19 protein-coding genes are annotated in these 23,823 nt (G+C 72.3%); 9 read left to right on the forward strand and 10 right to left on the reverse strand.

Annotated elements, in window-relative coordinates:
- Positions 1-8: 8 nt before the first annotated feature.
- Positions 9-515, reverse strand: coding sequence for an ATP-binding protein (locus tag ABZ948_RS18225; protein ID WP_359760789.1), 507 nt, complete (start codon positions 513-515; stop codon positions 9-11).
- 218 nt (positions 516-733) lie between these two features.
- On the opposite strand from ABZ948_RS18225, the gene ABZ948_RS18230 reads away from it, so the two are divergent.
- Positions 734-1,489, forward strand: coding sequence for an enoyl-CoA hydratase/isomerase family protein (locus tag ABZ948_RS18230; RefSeq protein WP_359760679.1), 756 nt, complete (start codon positions 734-736; stop codon positions 1,487-1,489).
- On the opposite strand, the gene ABZ948_RS18235 is transcribed toward ABZ948_RS18230, so the two are convergent.
- Both ABZ948_RS18235 and ABZ948_RS18240 read right to left on the reverse strand, forming a co-directional pair.
- Complete coding sequence (locus ABZ948_RS18235; RefSeq protein WP_359760680.1) at positions 1,476-2,111, reverse strand: DJ-1/PfpI family protein; 636 nt, start codon at positions 2,109-2,111, stop codon at positions 1,476-1,478. The two genes, ABZ948_RS18230 and ABZ948_RS18235, sit on opposite strands and share 14 nt — an antisense overlap.
- A 28-nt stretch (positions 2,112-2,139) precedes the next feature.
- Complete coding sequence (locus ABZ948_RS18240) at positions 2,140-3,099, reverse strand: GlxA family transcriptional regulator (protein WP_359760683.1); 960 nt, start codon at positions 3,097-3,099, stop codon at positions 2,140-2,142.
- Between the two features lie 114 nt (positions 3,100-3,213).
- Here ABZ948_RS18240 and ABZ948_RS18245 point away from each other — a divergent pair, with 114 nt between their 5' ends.
- The 4 genes from ABZ948_RS18245 (at position 3,214) to ABZ948_RS18260 (ending at position 7,487) form a co-directional block, all read left to right on the forward strand.
- The gene (locus ABZ948_RS18245) at positions 3,214-4,083 is read left to right on the forward strand and encodes an SCO6745 family protein (RefSeq protein WP_359760685.1); all 870 of its coding nucleotides are present in this window, start codon (positions 3,214-3,216) and stop codon (positions 4,081-4,083) included.
- A 93-nt stretch (positions 4,084-4,176) separates the two neighbouring features.
- Positions 4,177-4,308 carry an LPFR motif small protein gene (locus tag ABZ948_RS18250; protein ID WP_252100478.1) on the forward strand — a complete coding sequence of 44 codons (132 nt, stop codon included), beginning with the start codon at positions 4,177-4,179 and terminating at the stop codon, positions 4,306-4,308.
- Between the two features lie 99 nt (positions 4,309-4,407).
- The gene (locus ABZ948_RS18255) at positions 4,408-6,828 is read left to right on the forward strand and encodes a Tex family protein (protein ID WP_359760687.1); all 2,421 of its coding nucleotides are present in this window, start codon (positions 4,408-4,410) and stop codon (positions 6,826-6,828) included.
- A 95-nt stretch (positions 6,829-6,923) separates the two neighbouring features.
- The gene (locus ABZ948_RS18260; protein WP_359760689.1) at positions 6,924-7,487 is read left to right on the forward strand and encodes a putative glycolipid-binding domain-containing protein; all 564 of its coding nucleotides are present in this window, start codon (positions 6,924-6,926) and stop codon (positions 7,485-7,487) included.
- Here ABZ948_RS18260 and ABZ948_RS18265 read toward each other — a convergent pair.
- Together ABZ948_RS18265 and ABZ948_RS18270 are read right to left on the reverse strand one after the other, a co-directional pair.
- Positions 7,484-9,124: an ABC-F family ATP-binding cassette domain-containing protein gene (locus ABZ948_RS18265; protein ID WP_359760691.1), complete on the reverse strand. Its 1,641-nt coding sequence runs from the start codon at positions 9,122-9,124 to the stop codon at positions 7,484-7,486. The genes ABZ948_RS18260 and ABZ948_RS18265 overlap by 4 nt on opposite strands.
- Before the next feature lie 25 nt (positions 9,125-9,149).
- On the reverse strand, positions 9,150-10,172 hold the full coding sequence (locus ABZ948_RS18270; protein WP_359760693.1) for an oxidoreductase: 1,023 nt from the start codon (positions 10,170-10,172) through the stop codon (positions 9,150-9,152).
- 67 nt (positions 10,173-10,239) lie between these two features.
- Between ABZ948_RS18270 and ABZ948_RS18275 the strand changes: the two genes are divergently transcribed.
- Positions 10,240-11,190: an NAD(P)/FAD-dependent oxidoreductase gene (locus ABZ948_RS18275; RefSeq protein WP_359760695.1), complete on the forward strand. Its 951-nt coding sequence runs from the start codon at positions 10,240-10,242 to the stop codon at positions 11,188-11,190.
- Between the two features lie 134 nt (positions 11,191-11,324).
- On the opposite strand, the gene ABZ948_RS18280 is transcribed toward ABZ948_RS18275, so the two are convergent.
- From ABZ948_RS18280 to ABZ948_RS18290, 3 genes are all read right to left on the reverse strand, one after another.
- The gene (locus tag ABZ948_RS18280; protein ID WP_359760697.1) at positions 11,325-13,049 is read right to left on the reverse strand and encodes a BCCT family transporter; all 1,725 of its coding nucleotides are present in this window, start codon (positions 13,047-13,049) and stop codon (positions 11,325-11,327) included.
- Positions 13,050-13,132: 83 nt separating this feature from the next.
- Positions 13,133-14,410: a M14 family metallopeptidase gene (locus ABZ948_RS18285; RefSeq protein ID WP_359760699.1), complete on the reverse strand. Its 1,278-nt coding sequence runs from the start codon at positions 14,408-14,410 to the stop codon at positions 13,133-13,135.
- Positions 14,407-16,362: a Xaa-Pro dipeptidyl-peptidase gene (locus ABZ948_RS18290; RefSeq protein ID WP_359760701.1), complete on the reverse strand. Its 1,956-nt coding sequence runs from the start codon at positions 16,360-16,362 to the stop codon at positions 14,407-14,409. The genes ABZ948_RS18285 and ABZ948_RS18290 overlap by 4 nt, the downstream gene beginning before the upstream one ends.
- A gap of 199 nt (positions 16,363-16,561) precedes the next feature.
- Between ABZ948_RS18290 and ABZ948_RS18295 the strand changes: the two genes are divergently transcribed.
- Positions 16,562-18,127, forward strand: a complete 1,566-nt coding sequence (locus ABZ948_RS18295; RefSeq protein ID WP_359760703.1) for a M1 family metallopeptidase — start codon at positions 16,562-16,564, stop codon at positions 18,125-18,127.
- 117 nt (positions 18,128-18,244) lie between these two features.
- Entirely contained in the window at positions 18,245-19,192 is a 948-nt protein-coding gene (locus ABZ948_RS18300) for an arginase family protein (RefSeq protein ID WP_359760705.1), read from the forward strand.
- A 37-nt stretch (positions 19,193-19,229) separates the two neighbouring features.
- On the opposite strand, the gene ABZ948_RS18305 is transcribed toward ABZ948_RS18300, so the two are convergent.
- The gene (locus ABZ948_RS18305; RefSeq protein WP_359760707.1) at positions 19,230-20,696 is read right to left on the reverse strand and encodes an amino acid permease; all 1,467 of its coding nucleotides are present in this window, start codon (positions 20,694-20,696) and stop codon (positions 19,230-19,232) included.
- A gap of 218 nt (positions 20,697-20,914) precedes the next feature.
- On the opposite strand from ABZ948_RS18305, the gene ABZ948_RS18310 reads away from it, so the two are divergent.
- Positions 20,915-21,631, forward strand: coding sequence for a MerR family transcriptional regulator (locus tag ABZ948_RS18310; protein ID WP_359760708.1), 717 nt, complete (start codon positions 20,915-20,917; stop codon positions 21,629-21,631).
- Here the strand turns inward: ABZ948_RS18310 and ABZ948_RS18315 are convergent.
- Positions 21,617-23,821, reverse strand: a complete 2,205-nt coding sequence (locus ABZ948_RS18315; RefSeq protein ID WP_359760710.1) for a 3-hydroxyacyl-CoA dehydrogenase NAD-binding domain-containing protein — start codon at positions 23,819-23,821, stop codon at positions 21,617-21,619. The two genes, ABZ948_RS18310 and ABZ948_RS18315, sit on opposite strands and share 15 nt — an antisense overlap.
- Between the last annotated feature and the right edge of the window lie 2 nt (positions 23,822-23,823).

Below are 23,823 nucleotides of genomic sequence, written 5' to 3' on the forward strand. Positions count from 1 at the left end.
GAGCGGCGCTAGGAGTAGCGCGCGGGCTTGAGCGGCAGGGCGGCCCAGATCACCTTGCCGCCGCTCGCGGTGTACTCGACCTCGCAGGCACCGCCTGCCTCGTGGGTGATCTCGCGGACGAGGAGCAGTCCGCGGCCGCCGGTCCGGCCGTGGTCGGCCTCCAGCGCGGTCGGCCGGTACGGGTGGTTGTCCTCCACGGCCACGCGGATCCACTCGGCGCCGACGGCCACTTCGACGGCGATCGTCGGCGACAGGACGGCCGCGTGCTTCACGGCGTTCGTCACCAGCTCCGAGACGATCAGCAGCAGCCCCTGGGCCAGGTCGTCCGAGACGGGCACCCCCTGACGCAGCAGCAGGTCCCGTACGGCGTGCCGCGCCTGCGGGACCGAGGCGTCGACCGCGGGTGCGGTGAAGCGCCAGATCCCTTCGTACGGCAGCGGATCCGCGGGCCCGGGGCCGAGGGGCGCCGCGCCGCCCTCTGGGCGTGGGCCGAAGCCGCGCCCGTCGTCGTCCATCGTCCGGTCGCCACCCTCGCGCTCGATTGTCGCCACACCTCGAGTGTTGGTAACGATGCGCTCCCCACCCCGGGCCTGAACAGAAGTCAGCAACTATCGAGCGTTTCTGACCGTTGGCGTATGACACGGTCAGTTGTGGGACTGCTCCTGTCCCTGTTGTGCCGTCTCGGCGAACTATTCGGGTTGTACGGGTTTGGCATCCGGATAGCATCCGGCGCATGGATCCGCAGCTGCAGTACGGCGTCACCGACTCGGTCGCGACGGTCGTCATCCGCCATCCGGAGAAGCGCAACGCCATGACGGCCGCGATGTGGCGTGCCCTGCCGTCGCTGCTGGCGGAGTCGGCGGGCGATCCCGCCGTGCGGGCGCTGGTGCTGACCGGTGAGGGCGGGACGTTCTGCGCCGGGGCCGACATCTCGACGCTGCGGGGCTCGCCGGAGGAGGCGCAGGGGCTGGCGGTGCGGGCCGAGGAGGCGCTCGCCGCGTTCCCGAAGCCGACCGTGGCGGCGATCCGCGGCCACTGCGTGGGCGGCGGGGCGCAGCTCGCGGCGGCCTGTGATCTGCGGTTCGCCGAGGAGGGCGCGCTGTTCGGGGTGACGCCCGCGAAGCTCGGCATCGTCTACCCGGCGTCCTCGACCCGGCGGCTGGTGTCGCTGGTGGGGCCCGCGACCGCCAAGTACCTGCTGTTCTCAGGGGAGTTGGTCGACGCACAGCGCGCGCTGCGCACCGGTCTCGTCGACGAGGTGCTGCCCGAGGGCGAACTCGGCAAGCGGATCGCCGAGTTCACCCGGATCCTGGTGTCCCGTTCGCAGCTGACGCAGGCGGCGGCCAAGGAGTTCGCGGACGGCCGTACCGACCGGGACGCGCACTGGGCCGGGCAGGCCCGCGCGAGCGGCGACACCGCGGAGGGCGTCGCCGCGTTCCTGGAGCGCAGGCAGCCGCGGTTCGGCTGGAGCGTGCCTACGTCAGGATGAGGCCTGCGTGCGACCGGAGCAGTTCGACGACGTGCGCGGGGGCCTTCTCGGGCGATCCGGCGTCGTAGGGCGGCTGCGGGTCGTACTCGGTGGCGAGCTGGACGATCTGCGCGTGGTCGTCGCCGGCGATGCGGCCGAGCAGGGTCAGTCCCATGTCGATGCCGGAGGAGACGCCGGCCGCGGTGACGTACTTGCCGTCGGTGACGACCCGCTCCCCCGTGGACACGGCGCCGTGGCGCTCCAGCTCGTCCAGGGCCAGCCAGTGGGAGGTCGCGCGGCGGCCCCGGAGCAGTCCGGCGGCGGCGAGCAGCAGGGAGCCGGTGCACACGGACGTCGTCCAGGTGCTGGTGACGTCGGCGCCGCGCAGCCAGGTGAGCAGGGGGCCGGCCGACGCCAGCGGGAGCGGGCCGGGGCCGCCGGGGACGACGATGATGTCGGGGTTCGGCACGTCCTCCAGGGCCCGGTCGGCGGTGAGTGCGAGGTTGCCCGAGTCGTTGCGCACCGGGCCGGGCCGCTCGGCGACGAAGACGGTCTCGGCGCCCGGGATCCGGCCGAGGGTCTCGTACGGGCCGACGGCGTCGAGGGCGGTGAAGCGGTCGTAGAGGACGATGGCGATCTGCATGGGGTCCCTTCCGTCTGTTCGATGGGGCTCAGGGCGTCGTCGCGGGGCGGAAGCGGCGGCGGTACTCCGCCGGGGACGTTCCGAGGGCCTTGACGAAGGCGCGGCGCATGGCCTCGGGCGTGCCGTAACCGCTGGTGCGGGAGATCTCCTCGATGCCGTCGGAGGTGTCCTCCAGCAGGCGGCGGGCGTGTTCGAGGCGGACGCGGTCCACATAGCGGCCCGGTGTCATGCCGGTCTCGGCGCGGAAGGCACGGGCGAAGTGGCGGGGCGAGAGACGGGCCCGGGCGGCGAGGGCGGTGACCGAGAGGTCGGCGTCCGGGCGTTCGGCGATGTGGCGCTGGACGTCGCGCAGGGGCTCGCGGTGGGCGGTCTGGGCCGCGAGCTGGGCGCTGAACTGGGCCTGGTTCCCGGGCCGGCGCAGGAACACCACCAGGTGCCGGGCGATGGTGAGGGCGACGTCCCGGCCCAGGTCCTCCTCGACCAGGGCGAGGGCGAGGTCGATGCCGGCGGTGACACCGGCCGAGGTGGCGATGTGCCCGTCGCGGACGTAGACCGGGTCGGGGTCGATCTCGACGGCCGGGTGGTCGCGGGCGAGCCGGTCGCAGTACGCCCAGTGGGTCGTGGCGCGGCGGCCGTCCAGGAGGCCCGCCGCGGCGAGCACGGCCGCACCGGTGCACACGGAGACCAGGCGCGTGGCGCGCGGCCCGTGTTCGCGCACCCAGTCGACCAGGCGCGGCTCGGGCCGCAGGCTGCCCGTCCCGCCGGGGACGAGGAGGATGTCCGGGTCCCGCGCCGTGTCCAGGGACTCGTCGGGGACGAGGGTCAGGCCGCTGGTGGTCCGCACGGGCCGGCCGTCCAGGGCGGCCGTGCGGATCCGGTACGTCCCCGGGGAGTGCAGATCCGCGCCCGCGAAGACCTCCACGGGCCCGGTGACGTCGAGAGACTGCACGCCGTCGAAGAGCACGGCGAGAACGGTGCGCTGGGCCATGCCGTCGATTCTTCGCGGGCCCGGAGGACGGCCGCAATGACGAGTCCCCCACCTTTTCTGCCATGGCCCGCACGACCGTGGAGCGCATACCAAGCGGTTGGTAACCTGCCCGGCATGACGACTGCCGCCCTTGAGCCGCGCGCCGGCCGACGCTGCCACAACGTGCTCAACTCCCTGCACTCGACGCACTACTTCTCGCCCGATTTGGGACGCGAGATGGCGGCCGCCGGGGTCACCCACCCCCGGGCCGTGAACTTCGCCGTGCGCTCCGCCGCCCTCGGGCCGGTCGGGGCCGGGACGGTCGCGGCGACCTTCTACAACTACAAGTACGAGCTCGTCGCCCGGCACGTGCCGGCGGTCTGGGAGAGCACCACGCCCGGCCGGGTGCTGGCGGCACGCGCGCGTGCGGTCGACGCGACACTGCGCCGGCTGCTGGGCGAGGAGGCCGTGGCGTCGGCGGAGATGGCCGAGGCCGCACGGCTCGCGCTGCGCGCCGCCGAGGCCTGTTCCCGCGAGGCGCGGCCGCTGTACGCCGCCCACGCCGACCTGCCCGTCCCCGAGGAGCCGCACCTCGCGTACTGGCACGCGGCGACCCTGCTGCGCGAGCACCGGGGCGACGGGCACCTGGCCACCCTGATGTCGGCAGGGCTGGACGGACTCGAAGCGCTGGTGACCCACACGGCGACGGGCAAGGGCATGACACCGAAGTGGGTGTTCGGCACCCGGGGCTGGAGCCAGGAGGAGTGGGACGCCGCGTCGGACCGGCTGCGCGAGCGCGGGCTGCTGGACGGGACCGGTGAACTCACCGAGCGGGGCATCGCCCTGCGCCAGGAGATCGAGAACGAGACGGACCGCCTCGACCGGGCCCCGTACGAGCACCTGGGTCCCGAGGGCGTGGCCCGGCTGACCGAACTGGGCGGCGCCTTCGCGCGCGCGGCGCTCATGGCGGGGGCCTTCCCGGCGGACCTGATCGGCAAGGGCTGATACATGTGTTCGGCCGTGACGCATGGTGAGGCTTCTTCGCGGTACCCGCTCTCCACCGGCCGGCGCGGCCGGGAGTGGAGAAAGGGGAATTTCGTGTTCCGTGCTATCGCAGACGTGCTGCGCCAGATCGGCGGCGCCATCGCCACCGTCGTGACGCTGCCCTTCCGGGCCCTGGCCCGGCTCTTCGGCGGGGCCTCGTCCTCCACCCGCAGCCGCAGGGCCTGACCCGGTCCCCGACCTGCCGCGTGCCGCCCTGATCCCCGAGTGTCGGTGTCACCTGCCACAATTGCCGCGCAACCTCAGTGGAGAAGGCGGTACGGGATCGTGACGACACCCGGGTCCAACGGGTCCATCAACGCAGGGACCATCGAAGGCAGGATCGCCGAGGAACTCGGCGTACGGGAGCGGCAGGTCAGGGCTGCCGTGGAACTGCTCGACGGCGGTTCTACGGTGCCCTTCATCGCCCGCTACCGCAAGGAAGCGACCGAGATGCTCGACGACGCGCAGCTGCGCACGATCGAGGAGCGGCTGCGCTATCTGCGGGAGCTGGAGGAGCGGCGGGCGGCGATCCTGGAGTCGGTGCGCGAGCAGGGCAAGCTCACCGACGAGCTGGAGGCCCGGATCCGCGCGGCCGAGACCAAGGCGCGTCTGGAGGACATCTACCTCCCGTACAAGCCCAAGCGGCGCACCAAGGCGCAGATCGCGCGCGAGGCGGGGCTGGAGCCGCTGGCGGAGGGGCTGCTCGGCGATCCGGGTGTCGAGCCCCTCGCCGCGGCCGCCGCGTTCGTCGACGCGGACAAGGGCGTCGCCGATCCGCAGGCCGCCCTCGACGGCGCGCGGGCGATCCTCACCGAGCGGTTCGCGGAGGACGCCGACCTGATCGGCGAGCTGCGCGAGCGCATGTGGGTGCGCGGACGGCTCGCCGCCAAGGTGCGCGAGGGCAAGGAGGAGGCGGGCGCCAAGTTCGCCGACTACTTCGACTTCGCCGAGCCGTTCACCGAGCTGCCCTCGCACCGCGTCCTGGCCATGCTGCGCGGCGAGAAGGAGGAGGTCCTCGACCTCGTCCTGGAGCCCGAGGAGCCGACGGACGGGCCGTCGTCGTACGAGGGGATCGTCGCGAACCGGTTCGGGATCGCCGACCGGGGCCGCCCCGCCGACAAGTGGCTCACGGACACGGTCCGCTGGGCGTGGCGCACCCGTATCCTCGTCCACCTCGGCATCGACCTCAGGCTGCGGCTGCGCACGGCCGCGGAGGACGAGGCGGTGCGGGTCTTCGCGGCGAACCTGCGCGACCTGCTGCTCGCCGCCCCGGCGGGCACGCGCGCGACGCTCGGTCTGGACCCCGGTTTCCGGACGGGCGTGAAGGTCGCCGTGGTGGACGCGACCGGCAAGGTCGTCGCCACGGACGTCATCCACCCGCACGTCCCGGCCAACCGGTGGGACGAGGCCATCGCCAAGCTGGCCCGGCTCGCGAAGGAGCACGCGGTCGAGCTGGTCGCCATCGGCAACGGCACCGCGTCCCGTGAGACGGACAAGCTCGCCGGGGAGCTGATCACCAAGCACCCGGAGCTGAAGCTCACGAAGGTGATGGTGTCCGAGGCCGGCGCGTCGGTGTACTCGGCGTCGGCATTCGCCTCGCAGGAGCTGCCCGACATGGACGTGTCGCTGCGCGGCGCCGTGTCGATCGCCCGGCGGCTCCAGGACCCGCTGGCCGAGCTGGTGAAGATCGACCCGAAGTCGATCGGCGTCGGCCAGTACCAGCACGACCTGTCCGAGGTGAAGCTGTCGCGCTCGCTGGACGCGGTGGTGGAGGACTGTGTGAACGGCGTGGGCGTGGACGTCAACACGGCGTCGGCGCCGCTGCTCGCCCGGGTCTCCGGCATCACCTCCGGGCTCGCCGAGAACATCGTGGCGCACCGCGACCAGAACGGGCCCTTCAAGTCCCGCGGTGAGCTGAAGAAGGTGGCGCGGCTCGGCCCGAAGGCGTACGAGCAGTGCGCGGGCTTCCTGCGGATCCGCGGCGGTGACGACCCGCTGGACGCGTCGAGCGTGCACCCGGAGGCGTACCCGGTGGTCCGGCGCATGGTGAAGACGGCCGGGCAGGAGGTCGCCGGTCTCATCGGCAACACGGCGGTGCTGCGTTCGCTGAAGCCGCAGGAGTTCGTGGACGAGACGTTCGGTCTGCCGACCGTCAGCGACATCCTCAAGGAGCTGGAGAAGCCGGGCCGGGACCCGCGTCCGGCGTTCAAGACCGCCGTCTTCAAGGAGGGCGTCGAGAAGATCTCCGACCTGTCGGCCGGGATGGTCCTGGAGGGCGTCGTGACGAACGTGGCCGCCTTCGGGGCGTTCGTCGACGTCGGCGTCCACCAGGACGGTCTGGTGCACGTCTCCGCGATGTCGAAGACGTTCGTCAAGGACCCGCGGGACGTGGTGAAGCCCGGGGACATCGTCAAGGTGAAGGTCCTCGACGTCGACATCCCGCGCAAGCGGATCTCCCTGACCCTGCGGCTGGACGACGAGGCGGCCCCGCAGGGCGGCCAGGGCGGCGGCACCGGCGAGCGCCGCCAGCGGGGCGGGCGTCCGCCGCAGCAGCGGCAGGGCGGTGGTGGTGGCCGCGGCGGGCAGGGCGGTGGTCGCGGCGGCCAGGGCGGCGGGTCGCGTCAGGCGCCGGCGCCGGCGAACAGTGCGATGGCCGATGCTCTGCGCCGGGCCGGTCTGGTCGATCCGAAGAACGATCGCCGCTGACGGCTGCGCCGGTCGGCAGTGGGGAGCTGCGGGCCCGTCGTGGCCGGTCGCGCAGTTCCCCGCGCCCCTCACGGGGCGGAACTAGACTGGGCGTTATGTCTGCCGCACACATCCTCACCTGGGAAGTCTCCGCGAGCCGGGGGGTCGAGACCGCCTGGGTCCAGGTGCGGGACGGCGTGCTGCGGGCGCGTGGGCGGGCCGTCGGGACCGAGCCGGAGCCCTACTGGGTCACGTACGACCTCGACACGGCCGACCCGTTCGTCACGCGCCGGCTGCGGGTGACGGTCGACTCCGCCGACGGCAGCCGCACGCTCGATCTGCGGCACGACGGCGGGGGCGCGTGGACCGCGGACGGCGAGCGGCTCCCGGACGTCGACGGAGCCCTCGACTGCGATCTCGGGCTGTGCCCGCTGACCAACACCATGCCGGTGCTGCGGCACGGACTCCATCGCGGGCCGGGCGAGCTGGAGCTCCTGATGGCTTGGGTGTCCGTCCCGGACCTGACGGTGCGGCCGTCGCGGCAGACGTACACGCATCTCCGCCCCGGGCGGGTCCGGTACGCCTCCGGTGACTTCAGCAGCGACCTGGTGCTCGACGAGGAGGGCTTCGTCGTGGACTACCCCGCGCTGGCCACGCGCCTGGCGGCGGCTTCCCGCTAGCGCTCGGTCACCTTGCCGTCCGCCACCTCCAGGCGGCGGGTGACGTGCACGGCGTCCAGCATGCGGCGGTCGTGGGTGACCAGCAGGAGGGTGCCCTCGTAGGCGTCGAGAGCCGACTCCAGCTGTTCGATGGCGGGCAGGTCGAGGTGGTTGGTGGGCTCGTCGAGGACCAGGAGGTTGACGCCCCGGCCCTGGAGCAGCGCCAGGGCCGCTCGGGTGCGCTCGCCCGGGGAGAGGGTCGCCGTGGGGCGCAGGACGTGGTCCGACTTGAGGCCGAACTTGGCCAGGAGGGTGCGGATCTCGACCGGTTCGGTGTCGGGGACGGCCGCGCGGAAGGCGTCGAGCAGGGCCTCCTCGCCGTGGAACAGCTTGCGGGCCTGGTCGACCTCGCCGAGCAGGACGCCCGAGCCGAGCGCGGCATGTCCGGCGTCCAGGGGGACGCGGCCGAGCAGGGCGGCGAGCAGCGTCGACTTCCCGGCGCCGTTGGCGCCCGTCACGGCCACCCGGTCCGCCCAGTCGATCTGGAGGGAGACCGGGCCGAGGACGAAGTCGCCCCGGCGCACTTCGGCGTCGCGCAGGGTCGCCACGACGGCGCCGGAGCGCGGCGCCGACGCGATCTCCATGCGCAGCTCCCACTCCTTGCGGGGCTCCTCGACGACCTCCAGGCGTTCGATCATGCGCTGCGTCTGGCGGGCCTTCGCGGCCTGCTTCTCACTCGCCTCGCTGCGGAACTTGCGGCCGATCTTGTCGTTGTCGTTGCCCGCCTTGCGGCGCGCGTTCTTCACGCCCTTGTCCATCCAGGAGCGCTGCGTCTGCGCGCGGTCCTGGAGGGCGGCCTTCTTGTCGGCGTACTCCTCGTACTCGTCGCGGGCGTGCCGGCGGGCGACGTCCCGCTCCTCCAGATAGGCCTCGTAGCCGCCGCCGTAGAGGTTGATCTGCCGCTGGGCGAGGTCGAGTTCGAGGACCTTGGTGACCGTGCGGGTGAGGAACTCGCGGTCGTGGCTGACGACGACCGTGCCGGCGCGCAGGCCGCTCACGAAGCCTTCCAGGCGTTCCAGACCGTCCAGGTCGAGGTCGTTGGTCGGCTCGTCGAGGAGGAAGACGTCGTAGCGGGACAGCAGCAGTGAGGCGAGGCCGGCCCGGGCGGCCTGGCCGCCGGACAGGGACGTCATCGGCTGGTCCAGACCGACCGCGAGACCGAGGGAGTCGGCGACCTCCTCGGCCCGTTCGTCGAGGTCGGCGCCGCCGAGGCCGAGCCAGCGCTCCAGGCTCGTCGCGTAGGCGTCGTCGGCGCCGGGCGCCCCGTCGACCAGGGCCTGCGTCGCCTCGTCCATGAGCCGCTGCGCCTCGGCGACGCCGGTGCGGCGGGCCAGGAACGCCCGTACGGTCTCGCCGGGCCGGCGGTCCGGCTCCTGCGGGAGGTGGCCGACGGTGGCGGTCGGCGGGGACAGGCGCAGCTCGCCCTGCTCGGGGGCGGTGAGTCCGGCGAGCATCCGGAGCAGGGTGGACTTGCCCGCGCCGTTGGGTCCGACCAGGCCGATCACGTCGCCGGGCGCGACGACGAGGTCGAGCCCGGTGAACAGGGAGCGGTCGCCGTGGCCGGCGGCGAGGTTCTTGGCGACGAGGGTGGCAGTCATCAGAGCGCCGATCCTAATGGGCCGCTCATCGGGTCACGGCGGTCGCCAGGACGCTTCCGGAGGTGCGGGCCACGAGGAAGGACTGCCCCTTGACCGCCCTGGCGTCCAGGGCGATGCGGTGACGGCCGGGCTCCAGGACGCCGTCGAAGAGTTCGTGGGTATGGGTGCGGGAGAGCCGGTCGAGGCGGTATGCGGTGAGGGTGACGCGGCAGGCGGAGGTGACCTCGACGTCGGCCGCGGCGTCGGTGGCGGTCAGGGCGGTGAGGCGGCGCTGTCCGGCCGGGCTGCGGTCCAGGGCGTGTTCGATCTGGGCGACGAGGAGCGGCACGATCGGGGCGAGGCCGTCGACGTAGGCGACCGGGACCCGGGCGCTGTCGAACGCGCGGCGGACGGCGGACCGTTCCCGCTCGGCGATCCCCGGGCCGAAGGCGACGGCGCCGTAGCCACGCAGTTCGTCGTCGGGCACGCCGTCGGCGTCGTGGGCGATGTCGGCGCCGACGCCGATGGTGCGCAGGGCCGCGGCGAGCTTGGCCAGGACGGCGGCCCGGGCGCCGATCAGCAGGACGCGGGGGCGGGTGTCGGGAGCGGAGCCGTTCAGCAGGGCGCTCAGGGCCGCCCGGTACTCGGCGCCGCGGAAGCGGAACGGGCCGATGCCGTGGTAGCCGTTGAGTTCCAGGTCGGCGTGGTCGTCGGTCTGCCAGGCGAAGTCCCGCCAGATGAAGTCCTCGCCGTCCCGCAGGATGACCGCGGTGACGGCCCCGCAGGCCAGGTCCTCGCACTCGGGGCAGCCGTAGACGACGTACCGGCCGCCGGGCAGCGGCGCCGGGCTCTCCAGGAGCAGGCTGCGGACCTGCGCGGTGAAGATGGCGGGCGGTACGTCGGCGGCGAGCGGGGAGACCGCGTCGAGGTCGGAGAGCCGGAACAGCAGCGGGCGCCCGTCGACGATGAAGTCCAGGAAGTCCCGGTGCACCTGGTAGCCACCGTCGGTGAGGACGCCGCCGGCCCGCATCGCGGGTGCCAGGCCGAAGGTCGTGTACGCGGCACACATGCTGTGAGTATCCCCACACCGCGCGTGATGTGAGCACGGCATGACACATTCCGCTACGGTCCGGGCCATGGCAAGCGAGCTGAGTGACGAGATCGTGGTGGTCGGTGGCGGGGTCGTCGGGCTGACGACCGCTGTGGTTCTCGCGGAGGGCGGGCGCCGGGTGCGGGTCTGGACGCGGGACGCCGTCGAGGCGACCACCTCCGCCGTTGCCGGTGCGCTGTGGTGGCCGTACCGGATCGAGCCGGCCGCGCTGGCGCGCACCTGGGCGCTGCGGTCGCTGGAGGTGTACGAGGAGCTGGCGGAGGCAACGGAGCCGGCCGGCGTACGCATGGTCGAAGGGGTAATGGGTGACACCCGGCTCGACGAGGTCGACGGGTGGCTGGCGGGGCGGGTGCGGGGGCTGCGGGCGGCCACGGCCGGGGAGGGTCCGGGGACGGGCATCCGCGCCCGGCTGCCGCTCATCGACATGCCGGCTCATCTGCCGTGGCTGCGGGAGCGGTTCGTCGCGGCGGGCGGGGTCGTCGAGACGCGCACGGTGACCTCCCTCGCGGAAGCCGACGCGCCCGTGGTGGTCAACTGCACGGGGCTCGCCGCGCGGGAGCTGGTGCCGGATCCGTCCGTGCGGCCCGTGCGCGGGCAGCTGGTCGTGGTGGAGAACCCGGGGGTCGACACCTGGCTGGTCGCCAACGACGAGGCCGGGGAGCACGCGTACATGTTTCCGCAGCCGGGCGGGCTCGTCCTCGGCGGTACGACCGAGGAGGACGTGTGGTCGCTTGAACCCGACCCCGCTACGGCCGAGGCGATCGTCCGCCGCTGCGCGGCGCTGCGGCCGGAAATCGCCGGGGCGCGGGTGCTGGAGCACCGGGTGGGGCTGCGGCCGACCCGGCCGGCGGTCCGTCTGGAACGCGACGCCCTGCCGGACGGGCGGCTGCTGGTGCACAACTACGGCCACGGCGGCGGGGGTGTGACGGTGGCCTGGGGCTGCGCGGAGGAGGCGGCCCGGCTGGTCACCGGCTGAGGCGCCCTCGGCCGAGAACGACCGCGACCGGCCGAGGATGACCGCGACCGGCCGCGACCGGCACGAGAGGACCGAGCGGCCCGGCTGCATGCCTCCGGGCCGCTCAGTCCTCTGTTTTCTGTCCGTCCTCTCGCTCAGTGCTTGCCGATCGGGTCGCCCTCCACGTCCGGGCCGCGGCCCGGGCCCACGCGGAACTCGAACTCGCCGTCGTACTTCTTGTGGCCCTCGATGACGGCCAGTTCCACGGCCTCGGAGCCCATCTGCTCCCGCACGATGACCGGGTCGCGGCGCAGGTCGCGCATGAGGGCGACGCACATGAAGGTCATCACGACGACGAACGGCGCCGCCGCGAGGATCGTGAGGTTCTGCAGGCCCGTCAGGGCGTCGCCCTGACCGCTGCCCACCATCAGCATGATCGCGGCGACCGCGCCGGTGACCACGCCCCAGAACACCACGACCAGTCGGCCAGGTTCGAGCGCGCCCTTCTGCGACAGCGTGCCCATGACGATGGAGGCCGCGTCCGCGCCCGAGACGAAGAAGATGCCGACCAGGATCATCACGAGCAGACTGGTCGCGGTGGCGATCGGGAACTGCTGGAGCACGTCGAAGAGCTGGCCCTCCGGGGTCGCCTCCTTGCCGAGCCGCCCCTCCTCCTGCATCTTCATCGCCGAGCCGCCGAAGATCGCGAACCAGATCAGGCTGACGGTGCTGGGCACGAGGATGACACCGCCGACGAACTGCCGGATGGTCCGGCCCCGGCTGATCCGGGCGATGAACATGCCGACGAACGGCGTCCAGGAGATCCACCACGCCCAGTAGAAGACGGTCCAGCTGCCCAGCCAGTCCGCGACGCCCTCGCCGCCGCTGGCCTCCGTGCGCCCGGCCAGCTGGGGCAGGTCGCCGAGGTAGGCGAAGACCGAGGTGGGCAGCAGGTCCAGGACGATGATGGTCGGCCCGGCGACGAACACGAACAGGGCGAGCACCAGCGCCAGCACCATGTTGGTGTTGGACAGCCACTGGATGCCCTTCTCGACGCCCGACACCGCGGACGCGACGAAGGCCAGGGTCAGCACCGCGATGATCGCGACGAGCAGCCCGGTGCTCACCTTGTCCATCCAGTTCAGCTCCTGCACACCGGAGCCGATCTGCAGCGCGCCGAGCCCCAGGGAGGCGGCGGAGCCGAAGACGGTCGCGACGATCGCGAGGATGTCGATGACCCGGCCGGCGGCACCGTTCGCGTTCTTCTTGCCGATGAGCGGGGTGAACACGGCGCTGATGGTCTGCCGCCGGCGCCTGCGGAAGGTGCTGTAGGCGATGGCGAGACCCACCACGGCGTAGATCGCCCAGGGGTGGAGCGTCCAGTGGAAGAGGGTGGTCGCCATGGCCGTCTCCATGCGGTCGCCGGAGTCGGCCGGGTCGGTGCCCGGCGGGGCCGTGGAGTAGTGCGACAGCGGCTCGCTCACGCCGTAGAACATCAGGCCGATGCCCATGCCGGCGCTGAACATCATGGCGACCCAGGAGACCGTGCGGAACTCCGGTTCCTCGCCCTCCGCGCCCAGGTGGATCCGGCCGTAGCGGCTGATCGCGAGCCAGAGGGCGAAGACGACGAAGCCGGAGGCGGCGAGCATGAACGCCCAGCCGCCGTTGTGCATCAGGCCGCTGAGCATGCTCGTGGAGACGTCTTCGAGCGAGTCGGTCGCCGCGGCGCCCCAGACCACGAAGGCGAGGGTGAGCACCGCTGTGACGCCGAAGACGATGCGGTCGGTCTGCGGCCGGTGCTGACCGGGCAGGCCCGCTTCCGACCCCGGCAGCGCGGCTCCCTCGTGGGAGTCCTTGTCGCTTGGTCGTTCTTGCGTCACAGGCGGCACCTTTCATCGGGGACAGCACGGAGAATCGGTTCCTCCGTAACGCTGCTACCACGTGTGGCGTATTTTCACCCCCCTCAGCACACGGTTTCGGGTGAACCTCCTGTCAGGTGGTACTCGGCCCGGTCGTCGAGCAGCAGGGGGACGAGTGCCCGCAGGGGCTGCCGCAGCGGGACGAGAACGCCCTCGCCGTCCTTGCGCACGCGCACGCCGTGCAGGGCGAGTTCGTCGCCCACCTCGGCGTACTGGGCGGCCGTGAGACCGTAACCGCAGGGCGGGTTCGGGATGATTTCGCCCGATTCGGGCGGGTCGTTGTCGGCGCCGCCGACGTAGACGGGGCCGGTGGTGGCGTAGCCCGCCAGCCGGGCCCGGCCGGTCGCCGCCTCGATCCGGCCTCGGCGTGCGTCGGCGTAGGTGAACAGGCCCTTCAGCGCCGCCAGTTGGGAGCCGACCCGGCGCCGGTTGTTGACCGCCTCGTCGGCCTTCTCGGCGTCGGTGAGCGGGTCGACGCGGCTCTCGATGAGCAGGCCGACGGAGTGTTTCAGTCCGGACATGTTGCGCAGGATGCGCTCCTGCCCGTCTCCGGCGACCTGCTTGACCGGCTCGCCGGTGACCGGGTCGGTCCAGATGCCGTAGGTGCCGGTCGAGTGGCCGGCCCGCTCCGCGGCCGGGCGGACGTACGCCCCGGACAGTGTCCGCGCCTCCTCGTGGACCGCGTCGTGGGTGTTGAGGTTGCGCGGCCAGAGGTCGAACAGGGCCTTGTCGTAGTACGGCGGTGTGGCCCCGTACTCGTGCAGGTCGTAGATGATGTCGGGCCGGTGGTCGCGGATGACGGCGGCGAGGGCGCGCCCCTCCGCGGTCCGCAGGGCGAGGTGGTCGCGGTTGATGTCGACGCCGTCGCTGTTGCCGCGGGTGTCGGCGGCCCGGCCGTCGGGGTTGGCGGTGGGCACGACCAGGACCGTCGTGCGGTCCAGGAAGCGGCGGGTGCGGCTGTCCCGGGCGTACGCGAGGTCGCGGATCGTGGTCAGGCAGGCCTCGCGGCCGGAGGGTTCGTCGCCGTGCTGGCTGCAGACGAGCAGCACCGTGCCGGCGCTCGGCCGGGTGCCGATCCGGACGAGCTGGAGCGGGCGGTCCTGCTTGGTCGTGCCGATGCGGGTCAGGGAGACGCGGCTGCTCGACCGGTCGACGGCCCTGAGGAAGTCCTGCTCCTCGGGCTGGGTGGTCCAGCGGGCACCATCGGTCTGCTCGAAGCCGGTGCGCGGGGGTGGGTCCGTGGTCGTCGCCTCGGCCGGAGTGGCGACCAGGGTGGCGGCGAGTGCCGCGGCGGTCAGGGTCAGGGCGCGGACGCGGGTCACTGGGTTCCCTCCGGGACGCGGTGGGTGGTGCGCGGCTCCCGTACGCCGTCCAGGACGCCGGCGTCGGGCGTGGCGAACGGGGCGCCCGAGGTGGCGCGGGCGAAGGCGGTGGCGCCGCCGACGAACGGCACGCGGGCCGAGGTGCGGGCGAGGTCGAGCGTGAGCTCAGGGCGGTCGGCGGGAGGGTCGATGAGGTCCTTGTCGGTGCCCGCGACGATCAGCGCCAGGCGGTGGCCCTTGGCCACGACGTGGTCGGTCGCCGCCAGGTCGAGGGTGATCGTGTACCGCTTGCCCGGGGTGAGCGGGGCGCCCTCGAGGTCCGAGGCGTGGTTGCCGAGGTCGGCCCAGCCGCGGCTGACGACCGTGTAGTCGACGTCGGCGGTCCTGGCCTTCGTCTCCTTGAAGCAGGAGCTGTCGCCGGCGGTGCTCGGGCCCCAGCAGGTGCGGTCGGAGAGGGTGGTGATGCCTTCGCCGGCGTCGGCGTAGTCGCGGATGGTGGCGGGGCCGACGTCCACGAGGACGGCGGAGAGGTGGGCCGTCGGGGTGGAGGGCGTGGCGGTGACGGTGACCTCGGAGGAGCCGGACAGGCGCAGGTCGCGGGTGAGCGGCCCGGTGACGAACCCGGCCTTCTCCGCCGTCGGCCTGTCGATCTGCGCGGCCCAGTCGGTCTCGCTCCGTGCCGGGTCGTCGGTGAAGGTCTCGGTGCCGTGGCCGCGGTGCAGGCCGAGGGTGCCGACGCCCGCCTCGGTGCCCCTGTCGGGGCGCAGGGTGGCGGCGCGGGTGCCGCTCGGCGGCCAGGTCCTGGAGGTGTCCCACTGGTCGGGCCGGCGTTCGATGTCGGCCATGGGCTCGCGGTCGATGCCGTTGTCGTAGCCCATGAGTTCGTGGTCGAACCAGCGGTGCAGGGTGTCGACCCACTCGGCACGCCGGAAGTCGAAGGGGTCGACGTGGCCGGTCTGCGAGAGCCAGATCTTGCGCTCGACGCCGTTCTTCGCGAGGGCGTCCCACCACTGGCCGACGTGCTTCATGCGGACGTTGAGGTCCTGCATGCCGTGGATCAGGAAGACGCTGGCCCTGACCTTGCGCGCGGCCTTCACGTAGTCGCGCTCGGTCCACAGCGGGGTCCAGTCACCGCTGCGCGGGGCGCCGTCGACGAGCTTCTGCTGGACGGCTCCGCACTTGGCGCGGGCGTCGGGGCTGTCGACGTAGTTCGAGAGCCAGTCGGGTCCGGAGTCGTAGAGCGGGGCGCCCTGCTGGAAGTAGTAGTCGTACCAGGAGGAGATGGCGCTGATCGGGACGATGGTCTCCAGGCCCTTGACGCCGGTGGCGGCGACGCCGTTGGCGATGGTGCCGTCCCAGCTCTTGCCGATCATGCCGGTGCGGCCGTTGGTCCAGCCGGCCTGGGCGCGGGTCGTGCCGGTGCGGGTGGTGTAGGCCTTCGCGCGGCCGTTCAGCCAGTCGACGACGGCCTTCGCGGACTGGATGTCGGAGCGGCCGCCGACGTCGACGCAGCCGTCCGAGCGATTGGTTCCGGCCAGGTCGACGCCGACGAAGGCGTAGCCGCGCGGCACGAAGTAGTTGTCGTAGAACAGCGGCATCTGGACGACGTCGCCGTTCGCGTCGTACGTCTTCTTCTGGCTCTCGTTGCCGCGCCCGCAGCAGGAGTAGTACGGGCTGGCGTCCATGATGACGGGGATCTTCCGGCCCTGGCGGGCGGGTTCGCGGGGGCGGACGATGTCGACGGCGACCCGGTCGGCCTTTCCGTCGCCGTCACCGTCGAGTCCGGTGTCCACCCAGACGGCCTCGCGGATGGCGTTCTCGTAGGAGTAGACGGGTTCGCTCCCGCGGGGGGCGGCCTGCGCGGCCGCCGGGGTGAGCAGTGTGGCCATCAGGGCGGCCGTGGCCGCCGTCGCGAGCGGTCTCCAGGTCGTGAAGCGCGTGCGTTTCGGCATGCGCCGGACGCTACATCGGTGAACTCCCGTTCAGAAGAGGGCAGCTGACGGACCGGCGTGTCCCGAATCGACTGGTGGGCCGGGAGTCACATGTCGGCCGAATGGCGATCGTGTGACAGCAGGGGCCATGGACATGACCAGAGGGACAGGGAGTGAATAGGCTCCGGACAGACTTCGGGACCTACGACTTGGAGCTTGCGTGCACCGCAGCATCATCGCGCCGGGAGCCCTGGCAGCGGCCGTTCTCCTGCTGGCGATCCCGGCATCGGCCGCTCCCCACTCCCCTGGCGCGCCGGGTATCGGCGACCCCTACTACCCGGCTTACGGCAACGGCGGATACGACGTCTCCCACTACGACCTGAGGCTGAAGTACCAGCCGGCCACGGACGAGCTGGAGGGCACGGCGACCCTGGTGGCCCGCACCACGCAGGACCTGTCCAGCTTCAACCTGGACTTCCTGCTGGACGTCGCCGAGGTGCGCGTCAACGGGGCGGCGGCGGCGTTCACGACCTCCGGCGAGCACGAGCTGGAGGTCACGCCGAAGACGCCGCTGGCCAAGGGCACGCCGGTCACGGTCGTGGTGCGGTACCGCGGGGTGCCGTCGTCGAAGAAGGCCTACGGCTTCACCAGCTGGCACCGCACCCCGGACGGCGGCGTCGCGGCGAACGAGCCGGAGGCGGCGGCGTGGTGGTTCCCCAGCAACGACCACCCGCTCGACAAGGCCACCTACGACGTGTCCGTGCTGGTCCCGGACGGCACCCAGGCCATCTCCAACGGCACGCTGCAGTCGACGAGTTCACGCCTCGGCTGGACCCGGTGGAACTGGCGGTCCAACAAGCCGCAGACCACGTACCTGGCCACGCTGGCGGTCGGGAAGTTCGACATCACGACCGGCAGGACCGAGAGCGGCATCCCGGTCCTCAACGCCTACAGCAAGGACCTGGGCGACCACGCCGGCGCGGCGCGCGCGAGCATCGAACGCACCGGGGAGATCGCGGACTGGCTGGCCGAGTACTTCGGGCCGTACCCCTACAACGCGCTCGGCGGGTACGTGCCGAACACCACGACCGGGTACGCGCTGGAGACCCAGACCCGGCCGTTCTACAGCCCGCGGCAGTTCGCGAACGGGTCGAACGTGTCCCTCGTCGTCCACGAGCTGGCCCACCAGTGGTACGGGGACGAGGTGTCCCTGAAGCGCTGGAAGGACATCTGGATCAACGAGGGGTTCGCGCGGTACGCGCAGTGGCTGTGGTCCGAGCACGAGGGCGAGGGCACGGCGCAGGAACTCGCCGACTACGTGTACGCCTCGCATCCGGCGGACGACCCGTTCTGGACGGTGAAGCCCGGCGATCCGGGCCCCGACAACCAGTTCGACATCGCGGTCTACGACCGGGGCGCCCTGGCGGTGCAGGCGCTGCGGAACGAGATCGGCGACGAGGCGTTCTTCGCCGTCCTCAAGGGCTGGCCCCAGAAGTACGCCCACGGCAACGCGTCGGTCGCCGACTTCCAGCGGTACGCCGAGGAGGTCTCCGGCAAGCCCCTGGCCGCCCTGTTCGACACGTGGCTGTTCCAGCCGTCGAAGCCGGGGGCGCCGGCGGCCCGGGCCGCCGCGGTGGCGAAGACGAAGGCCGTGCCGCAGCCGAAGTCGTGGAAGAAGATCGCGGCCACCAACGGGGTGCACGGGCACGCGGAGCGTGGACACGGGGAGCGCGGGCACGCGGAGCACGGGCACGCGGAGCACGGGCACGCGGAGCACGGGCACTGAGAGGCCCGTCCTGACCGGCGTCCCCGGGGCGTCGAGGGCGGTGCCGCCTCGCACGCCCCACCCGGTCGCGCAGTAACCGGGCCTGCCGGAGGCCGCCCCGCGGCTTACGGTGGGCCCATGCGCGCCGGTCGCACGGGCCCGGCGGCGTGGACAGGGCGGCCGACCGAGGAGCCGGACGTGCGGAACGTGGCGATCATCGAGGCACCGTCGGTCCTCGGGCTGCGCCCGACGGGCGTCGAGGACCTGGCGTCGGCGCTGCTCGACGCCGGGCTGGCCGAGGCGCTCGGCGCGGAGCCGGCGGGCCGGGTCGAGCCGCCGCCGTACGACCCGGAGCGGGATCCGGACACCGGGGTCCTCAACCCGGGCGGCATCGCCGCCTACTCCGCGACGCTGGCCGACACCGTGGGCGGTGTCCTCGACGAGGGCCGGTTCCCCCTCGTGTTCGGCGGCGACTGCAGCGTGCTGCTCGGCAACCTGCTCGCGCTGCGCCGCCGGGACCGGCACGGTCTGCTGTTCCTCGACGGGCACACCGACTTCTACCAGCCCTCGGCGGAACCGGCCGGCGAGGTGGCCTCCATGGAACTCGCCCTGGCCACCGGGCGCGGCCCGCGCGTGCTGGCCGACCTGGAGGGCCGGGGCCCGCTGGTGCGGGACGAGGACGTCGTCGCCCTGGGGTTCCGGGACGCCGAGGAGTCCGCGGCGTACGGCATGCAGCCGCTGCCGGACGCGCTGCACGCGATGGAGCTGGACACCGTCCGGGCCCTGGGCGCGGCCGAGTCGGCCCGGCGCGCGGTCGGGCTGCTGGCCGGTGACGGCGCGGGCGCCGGGTACTGGGTGCACCTCGACGTCGACGTCCTGGACGACGCCGTGATGCCCGCCGTGGACTACCGGCAGCCCGACGGCCTGACCTGGCAGGAGTTGGAGACCGTCCTGCGCACGGCGCTGTCCGGCGGCGGGGCCGTCGGCCTCGACGTCGCGATCTTCAACCCCCGGCTGGATCCCGACGGGACGATCACGCGGCGCCTCGCCGACTGCCTGGCCCGGGCCTTCGACGGCGGGGAATGAGCCTTGCGGCGGGGCCACCGGCCGTGGCCCCGGACCGCTACTTCGTCAGCCGGGACAGTTCCTGGTCCGCCGCCTGGGAAACGCGGCGGCGAACGCCGTACCAGCCCGCGACCAGCATGACCGCGATCAGCGGGATGAGCAGGAGCGTCTTGCGGCCGACCTCGGGGTCGTTCCACATCATGCCGAGGCAGGCCAGCAGGAAGGCGATCGTGGCGATCTCGGTGACCGGGCTGCCGGGCAGGCGGAAGGAGGGCCGGGCGACCAGGCCCGCCTTGGCGCGGCGGACGAACACCAGGTGGCAGATCATGATGATCACCCAGGTGCTGATGATGCCCAGCGAGGCCACGTTCAGCACGATCTCGAAGGCCTGGGCCGGCACCAGGAAGTTCAGGCCGACGCCGAGCACGCACACCGCGCAGGTCAGCAGGATGCCGCCGTAGGGGACCTGGCTGCGGTTCATGCGGGCGGTGAACTTCGGGGCCGAGCCGGCCATCGCCATCGAGCGGAGGATCCGGCCTGTGGAGTACAGGCCCGAGTTGAGGGAGGACATGGCGGCGGTCAGGACCACCAGGTTCATCACGTCGCCCGCCGCCGGGACGCCGATCTTCGACAGCACCGTGACGAACGGGCTCTGGTCGGCGGAGTAGACCGAGCCGGGCAGCAGCAGGGCCAGCAGGACGACCGAGCCGACGTAGAAGAGGCCCACGCGCCACATGATCGAGTTCACCGCGCGCGGGACGACCTTCTCCGGCTCGGCGGTCTCGCCCGCGGCGACACCGACCAGCTCCAGCGCGGCGTACGCGAAGATCACGCCCTGCATGACGAGGACGACGGGCATCATGCCGTGCGGGAAGACGCCGCCGTTGTCCGTGATCACGCTCAGGCCGGGCGTCTGGCCGCCCACCTCCTGCTGCGTGGCGAGCAGGAAGATGCCGATGAACATGAAGCCGACGAGCGTGGCGACCTTGATGATCGCGAACCAGAACTCCATCTCGCCGAAGATCTTCACCGAGATCAGGTTCACGGCGAGCACCACCGCCAGCGCGGCCAGCGCGAGCACCCACTGCGGGATGTCGGTGAACAGGCTCCAGTAGTGCGTGTACAGCGCGATCGCGGTGATGTCGGCGATGCCGGTGGTCGACCAGTTCAGGAAGTACATCCAGCCGGCGACGTAGGCGCCCTTCTCGCCGAGGAACTCGCGCGCGTACGACACGAAGGAGCCGGAGGAGGGGCGGTAGAGCACGAGCTCGCCGAGGGCCCGGACCACGAAGAAGGCGAAGATGCCGCAGACCAGGTAGGCGATTGCCAGGGCGGGGCCCGCGTTGTGGAGGCGGCCTCCGGCGCCCAGGAAGAGTCCGGTGCCGATCGCGCCGCCGATGGCGATCATGTTGACGTGGCGGGCCTTGAGGTCCTTGCTGTAGCCGGCGTCGCCCGCGTCCGCGGGCACCTGGGCCGCGTCACTGGGGGATGCGGCGGCTGCCGTGTTCACGGCGTCCTTGCTCACGGTGGATCCACTCTCTGGTGCGCCCGAGCGGGTCGCGCTCGGCTTCCGGACGTACATAAGGTCTGCGCCCTCGGTAAAGGCACAGACCAAGGGGCCACCTTCCCCCACGCCGCGCGGCTCACGCGGTGGCGTACGTCACAGAGCGCTACTTCTCACACGGCCGTCACCCCAGTCGCCGGAGGTTTCACAGCACTGGTGAGACAGCGATACTGCTGCACATGACGACCGAGACCGAGCAGCCGACCCTCACGATCGACGAGCTGGCCGCCCGGGCCGGTGTCTCGGTGCGTACGGTGCGTTTCTACGGCACGAAGGGCCTGCTGCCCCCACCGGTGCTCGGTCCCCGGCGCGTGGGGCACTACGGGCGGGAGCACCTGGCCCGGCTGGCGCTGATCGAGGAGTTGCAGCAGCAGGGCATGACGCTGGCGGGCATCGAGCGCTACCTGCGGCAGCTGCCGCCGGAGCTGAGCGCACACGACCTGGCCATCCACCGGGCCGTGGTGGCCTCCTGGGCGCCGGAGGCCGTCGGGACGGTCACGCGGGAGGAGCTGGAGCGGCGGGCCGGCCGGCCCCTCGGCGACGAGGACGTCGAGCGGCTCGTCGCGATGGGCGTGGTCCGGCCCGGGGAGGACGGCTACGAGGCCGACCTCGGTCTGCTCCGGCTGGGCGTCGGCCTGCTGGACGTGCCGCTCTCCCAGGAGGCGATCTTCGCGGCGCGCACGGTTCTCGTGGAACACACGCGCGCCGCGGCCCGGGAACTCTCCCAGCTCTTCCGCGGCGAGGTGGCGGAGCGTGACGCCCGGGACGTGCGGTCCCTGTCCGCGCACATGCACCCGCTGGTGGTGCAGGCACTCCTCACGGCCTTTCAGCGGTCGCTGAAGGAAGAGCTGGGCGAGTGGCTGACCGAGCCTTCCCAGGGTTCAGCCGCGGGCTGAGTCGCCGAACCGCTCCCCCCGCTCCGCCTTCTCCACCAGCAGCGCGGGCGGGGTGAAGCGGTCGCCGTAGCGTTCTGCGAGTTCACGCGCGCGTGCCACGAATCCGGGCAGGCCGACACCTGCCCCGGCGCCACCGTCGTAGCCGTTGATGTACTGGAGCACGCCGCCGGTCCAGCCGGGGAAGCCGATGCCGAAGATCGACCCGATGTTGGCGTCGGCGACGGAGGTCAGCACGCCCTCCTCCAGCAGCCGGACGGTGTCCAGCGCCTCGGAGAACAGCATGCGTTCCTGCATGTCCTCGAACGGGATCCGGTACCCGGGCCGGGTGAAGTGCTCGCGCAGGCCCGGCCAGAGCCCGGCGCGCCTGCCGTCCTCGCCGTAGTCGTAGAACCCGGCACCGCCGCTGCGGCCCGGGCGGCCGAACTCGTCGACCATGCGGTCGATGACGGCCTCGGCGGGGTGGGGCGTCCAGGTGCCGCCGGCCTCCTCGACCGCGCGCTTCGTCTCGACCCGGATCTTGCGGGGCAGGGTCAGCGTCAGCTCGTCCATCAGGGAGAGCACCTTGGCCGGGTAGCCGGCCTGGGCGGCGGCCTGTTCGACGGAGGCGGGCTCGATGCCCTCGCCGACCATGGCGACGCCTTCGTTGATGAAGTGGCCGATGACGCGGGAGGTGAAGAAACCCCGCGAGTCGTTGACGACGATCGGCGTCTTGTTGATCTGCCGGACCAGGTCGAAGGCGCGGGCCAGCGCCTCCTCGCCCGTGCGCTCGCCCTTGATGATCTCGACGAGCGGCATCTTGTCGACCGGCGAGAAGAAGTGCAGCCCGATGAAGTCGGCCTGCCGCTCGACGCCTTCGGCGAGGGCGGTGATGGGCAGCGTGGAGGTGTTGGAGCACAGCAGCGCGTCGGGGGCGACGACGTGCTGGATCTCCTGGAACACCTTGTGCTTGAGGGACGTGTCCTCGAAGACGGCCTCGATGACCGCGTCGCAGCCGGCCAGGTCCTGGACCTCGGCCGTGGGGGTGATCCGGGCGAGCAGCGCGTCGGCCTTCTCCTGGCTGGTCCGGCCCTTGGCGACGGCCTTGGCGCACAGCTTCTCGGAGTAGCCCTTGCCCTTGAGGGCCGCCTCCAGGGAGACGTCCTTCAGGACGACGTCGATGCCGGCGCGGGCGCAGGAGTAGGCGATGCCGGCGCCCATCATGCCGGCGCCGAGGACGGCGACCTTGCGGGCCTTGCGGGGCTCCACGCCCTTGGGGCGGTTGGCGCCGGAGTTGACGGCCTGGAGGTCGAAGAAGAAGGCCTGGATCATGTTCTTCGAGGTCTGCCCGGCCGCGAGTTCCACGAAGTAGCGGGCCTCGATGACCTGGGCGGTCTCGAAGTCGACCTGGGCGCCCTCGACCGCGGCGGCGAGGATGTTGCGCGGGGCCGGGTAGGGGGCGCCGCCCGTCTGCTTGCGCAGGGTGGCCGGGAAGGCGGGCAGGTTCGCCGCGAACTTGGGGTTGGCCGGGGTGCCGCCCGGGATCCGGTAGCCCGGCTTGTCCCAGGGCTGCTGGGACTCGGGGTTGGCGTCGATGAAGGCGCGAGCCTTGGCGAGCATGTCCTCGGGGCTGTCGGCGACCTCGTCGACGAGGCCGTTCTCCAGGGCGCGGCGCGGGTTGTACTGGGTGCCCCGGAGGAGGACCTTCAGCAGGGCGTCGGCGATGCCGAGCAGGCGGACGGTGCGCACGACGCCGCCGCCTCCGGGCAGCAGGCCGAGGGTGACCTCGGGGCAGCCGATCTTGGAGCCGGGCGCGTCGAGGGCGACGCGGTGGTGGCAGGCCAGGGCGATCTCGTAACCGCCGCCGAGCGCGGCGCCGTTGAGGGCGGCGACGACGGGCTTGCCGAGGGTCTCGATGCGGCGCAGGTTCCGCTTGATGGCCATGCCGCCGTCGAACAGCTCCTGGGCCGTCTCGGGGGTGACGCGGATGAGGTCGCGCAGGTCGCCGCCGGCGAAGAAGGTCTTCTTCGCGGAGGTGATGATGACGCCCCGGATGGTGTCCCTCTCGGCCTCCAGACGGTCGGTGACGGCGGCGAGGGAGTCGCGGAACGCCTGGTTCATGGTGTTCGCGGACTGGTTCGGGTCGTCGATGACCAGGGTGACGAGGCCGGTGCGGTCCTGTTCCCAGCGGATGGTGGTGGATTCAGTGCTCATGT

The sequence above is a fragment of the Streptomyces olindensis genome (genome assembly GCF_040645895.1).
In the GTDB taxonomy this organism is placed as follows: domain Bacteria; phylum Actinomycetota; class Actinomycetes; order Streptomycetales; family Streptomycetaceae; genus Streptomyces; species Streptomyces olindensis.

Coding starts and splice junctions, on each gene's coding strand:
- ABZ948_RS18235 (WP_359760680.1), bottom strand. CDS start 2,111: ATGCAGATCGCCATCGTCCTCTACGACCGCTTCACCGCCCTCGACGCC.
- ABZ948_RS18240 (WP_359760683.1), bottom strand. CDS start 3,099: ATGGCCCAGCGCACCGTTCTCGCCGTGCTCTTCGACGGCGTGCAGTCT.
- ABZ948_RS18275 (WP_359760695.1), top strand. CDS start 10,240: ATGGCAAGCGAGCTGAGTGACGAGATCGTGGTGGTCGGTGGCGGGGTC.
- ABZ948_RS18245 (WP_359760685.1), top strand. CDS start 3,214: ATGACGACTGCCGCCCTTGAGCCGCGCGCCGGCCGACGCTGCCACAAC.
- ABZ948_RS18290 (WP_359760701.1), bottom strand. CDS start 16,362: ATGCCGAAACGCACGCGCTTCACGACCTGGAGACCGCTCGCGACGGCG.
- ABZ948_RS18265 (WP_359760691.1), bottom strand. CDS start 9,124: ATGACTGCCACCCTCGTCGCCAAGAACCTCGCCGCCGGCCACGGCGAC.
- ABZ948_RS18300 (WP_359760705.1), top strand. CDS start 18,245: ATGCGCGCCGGTCGCACGGGCCCGGCGGCGTGGACAGGGCGGCCGACC.
- ABZ948_RS18225 (WP_359760789.1), bottom strand. CDS start 515: ATGGACGACGACGGGCGCGGCTTCGGCCCACGCCCAGAGGGCGGCGCG.
- ABZ948_RS18270 (WP_359760693.1), bottom strand. CDS start 10,172: ATGTGTGCCGCGTACACGACCTTCGGCCTGGCACCCGCGATGCGGGCC.
- ABZ948_RS18230 (WP_359760679.1), top strand. CDS start 734: ATGGATCCGCAGCTGCAGTACGGCGTCACCGACTCGGTCGCGACGGTC.
- ABZ948_RS18315 (WP_359760710.1), bottom strand. CDS start 23,821: ATGAGCACTGAATCCACCACCATCCGCTGGGAACAGGACCGCACCGGC.
- ABZ948_RS18260 (WP_359760689.1), top strand. CDS start 6,924: ATGTCTGCCGCACACATCCTCACCTGGGAAGTCTCCGCGAGCCGGGGG.
- ABZ948_RS18310 (WP_359760708.1), top strand. CDS start 20,915: ATGACGACCGAGACCGAGCAGCCGACCCTCACGATCGACGAGCTGGCC.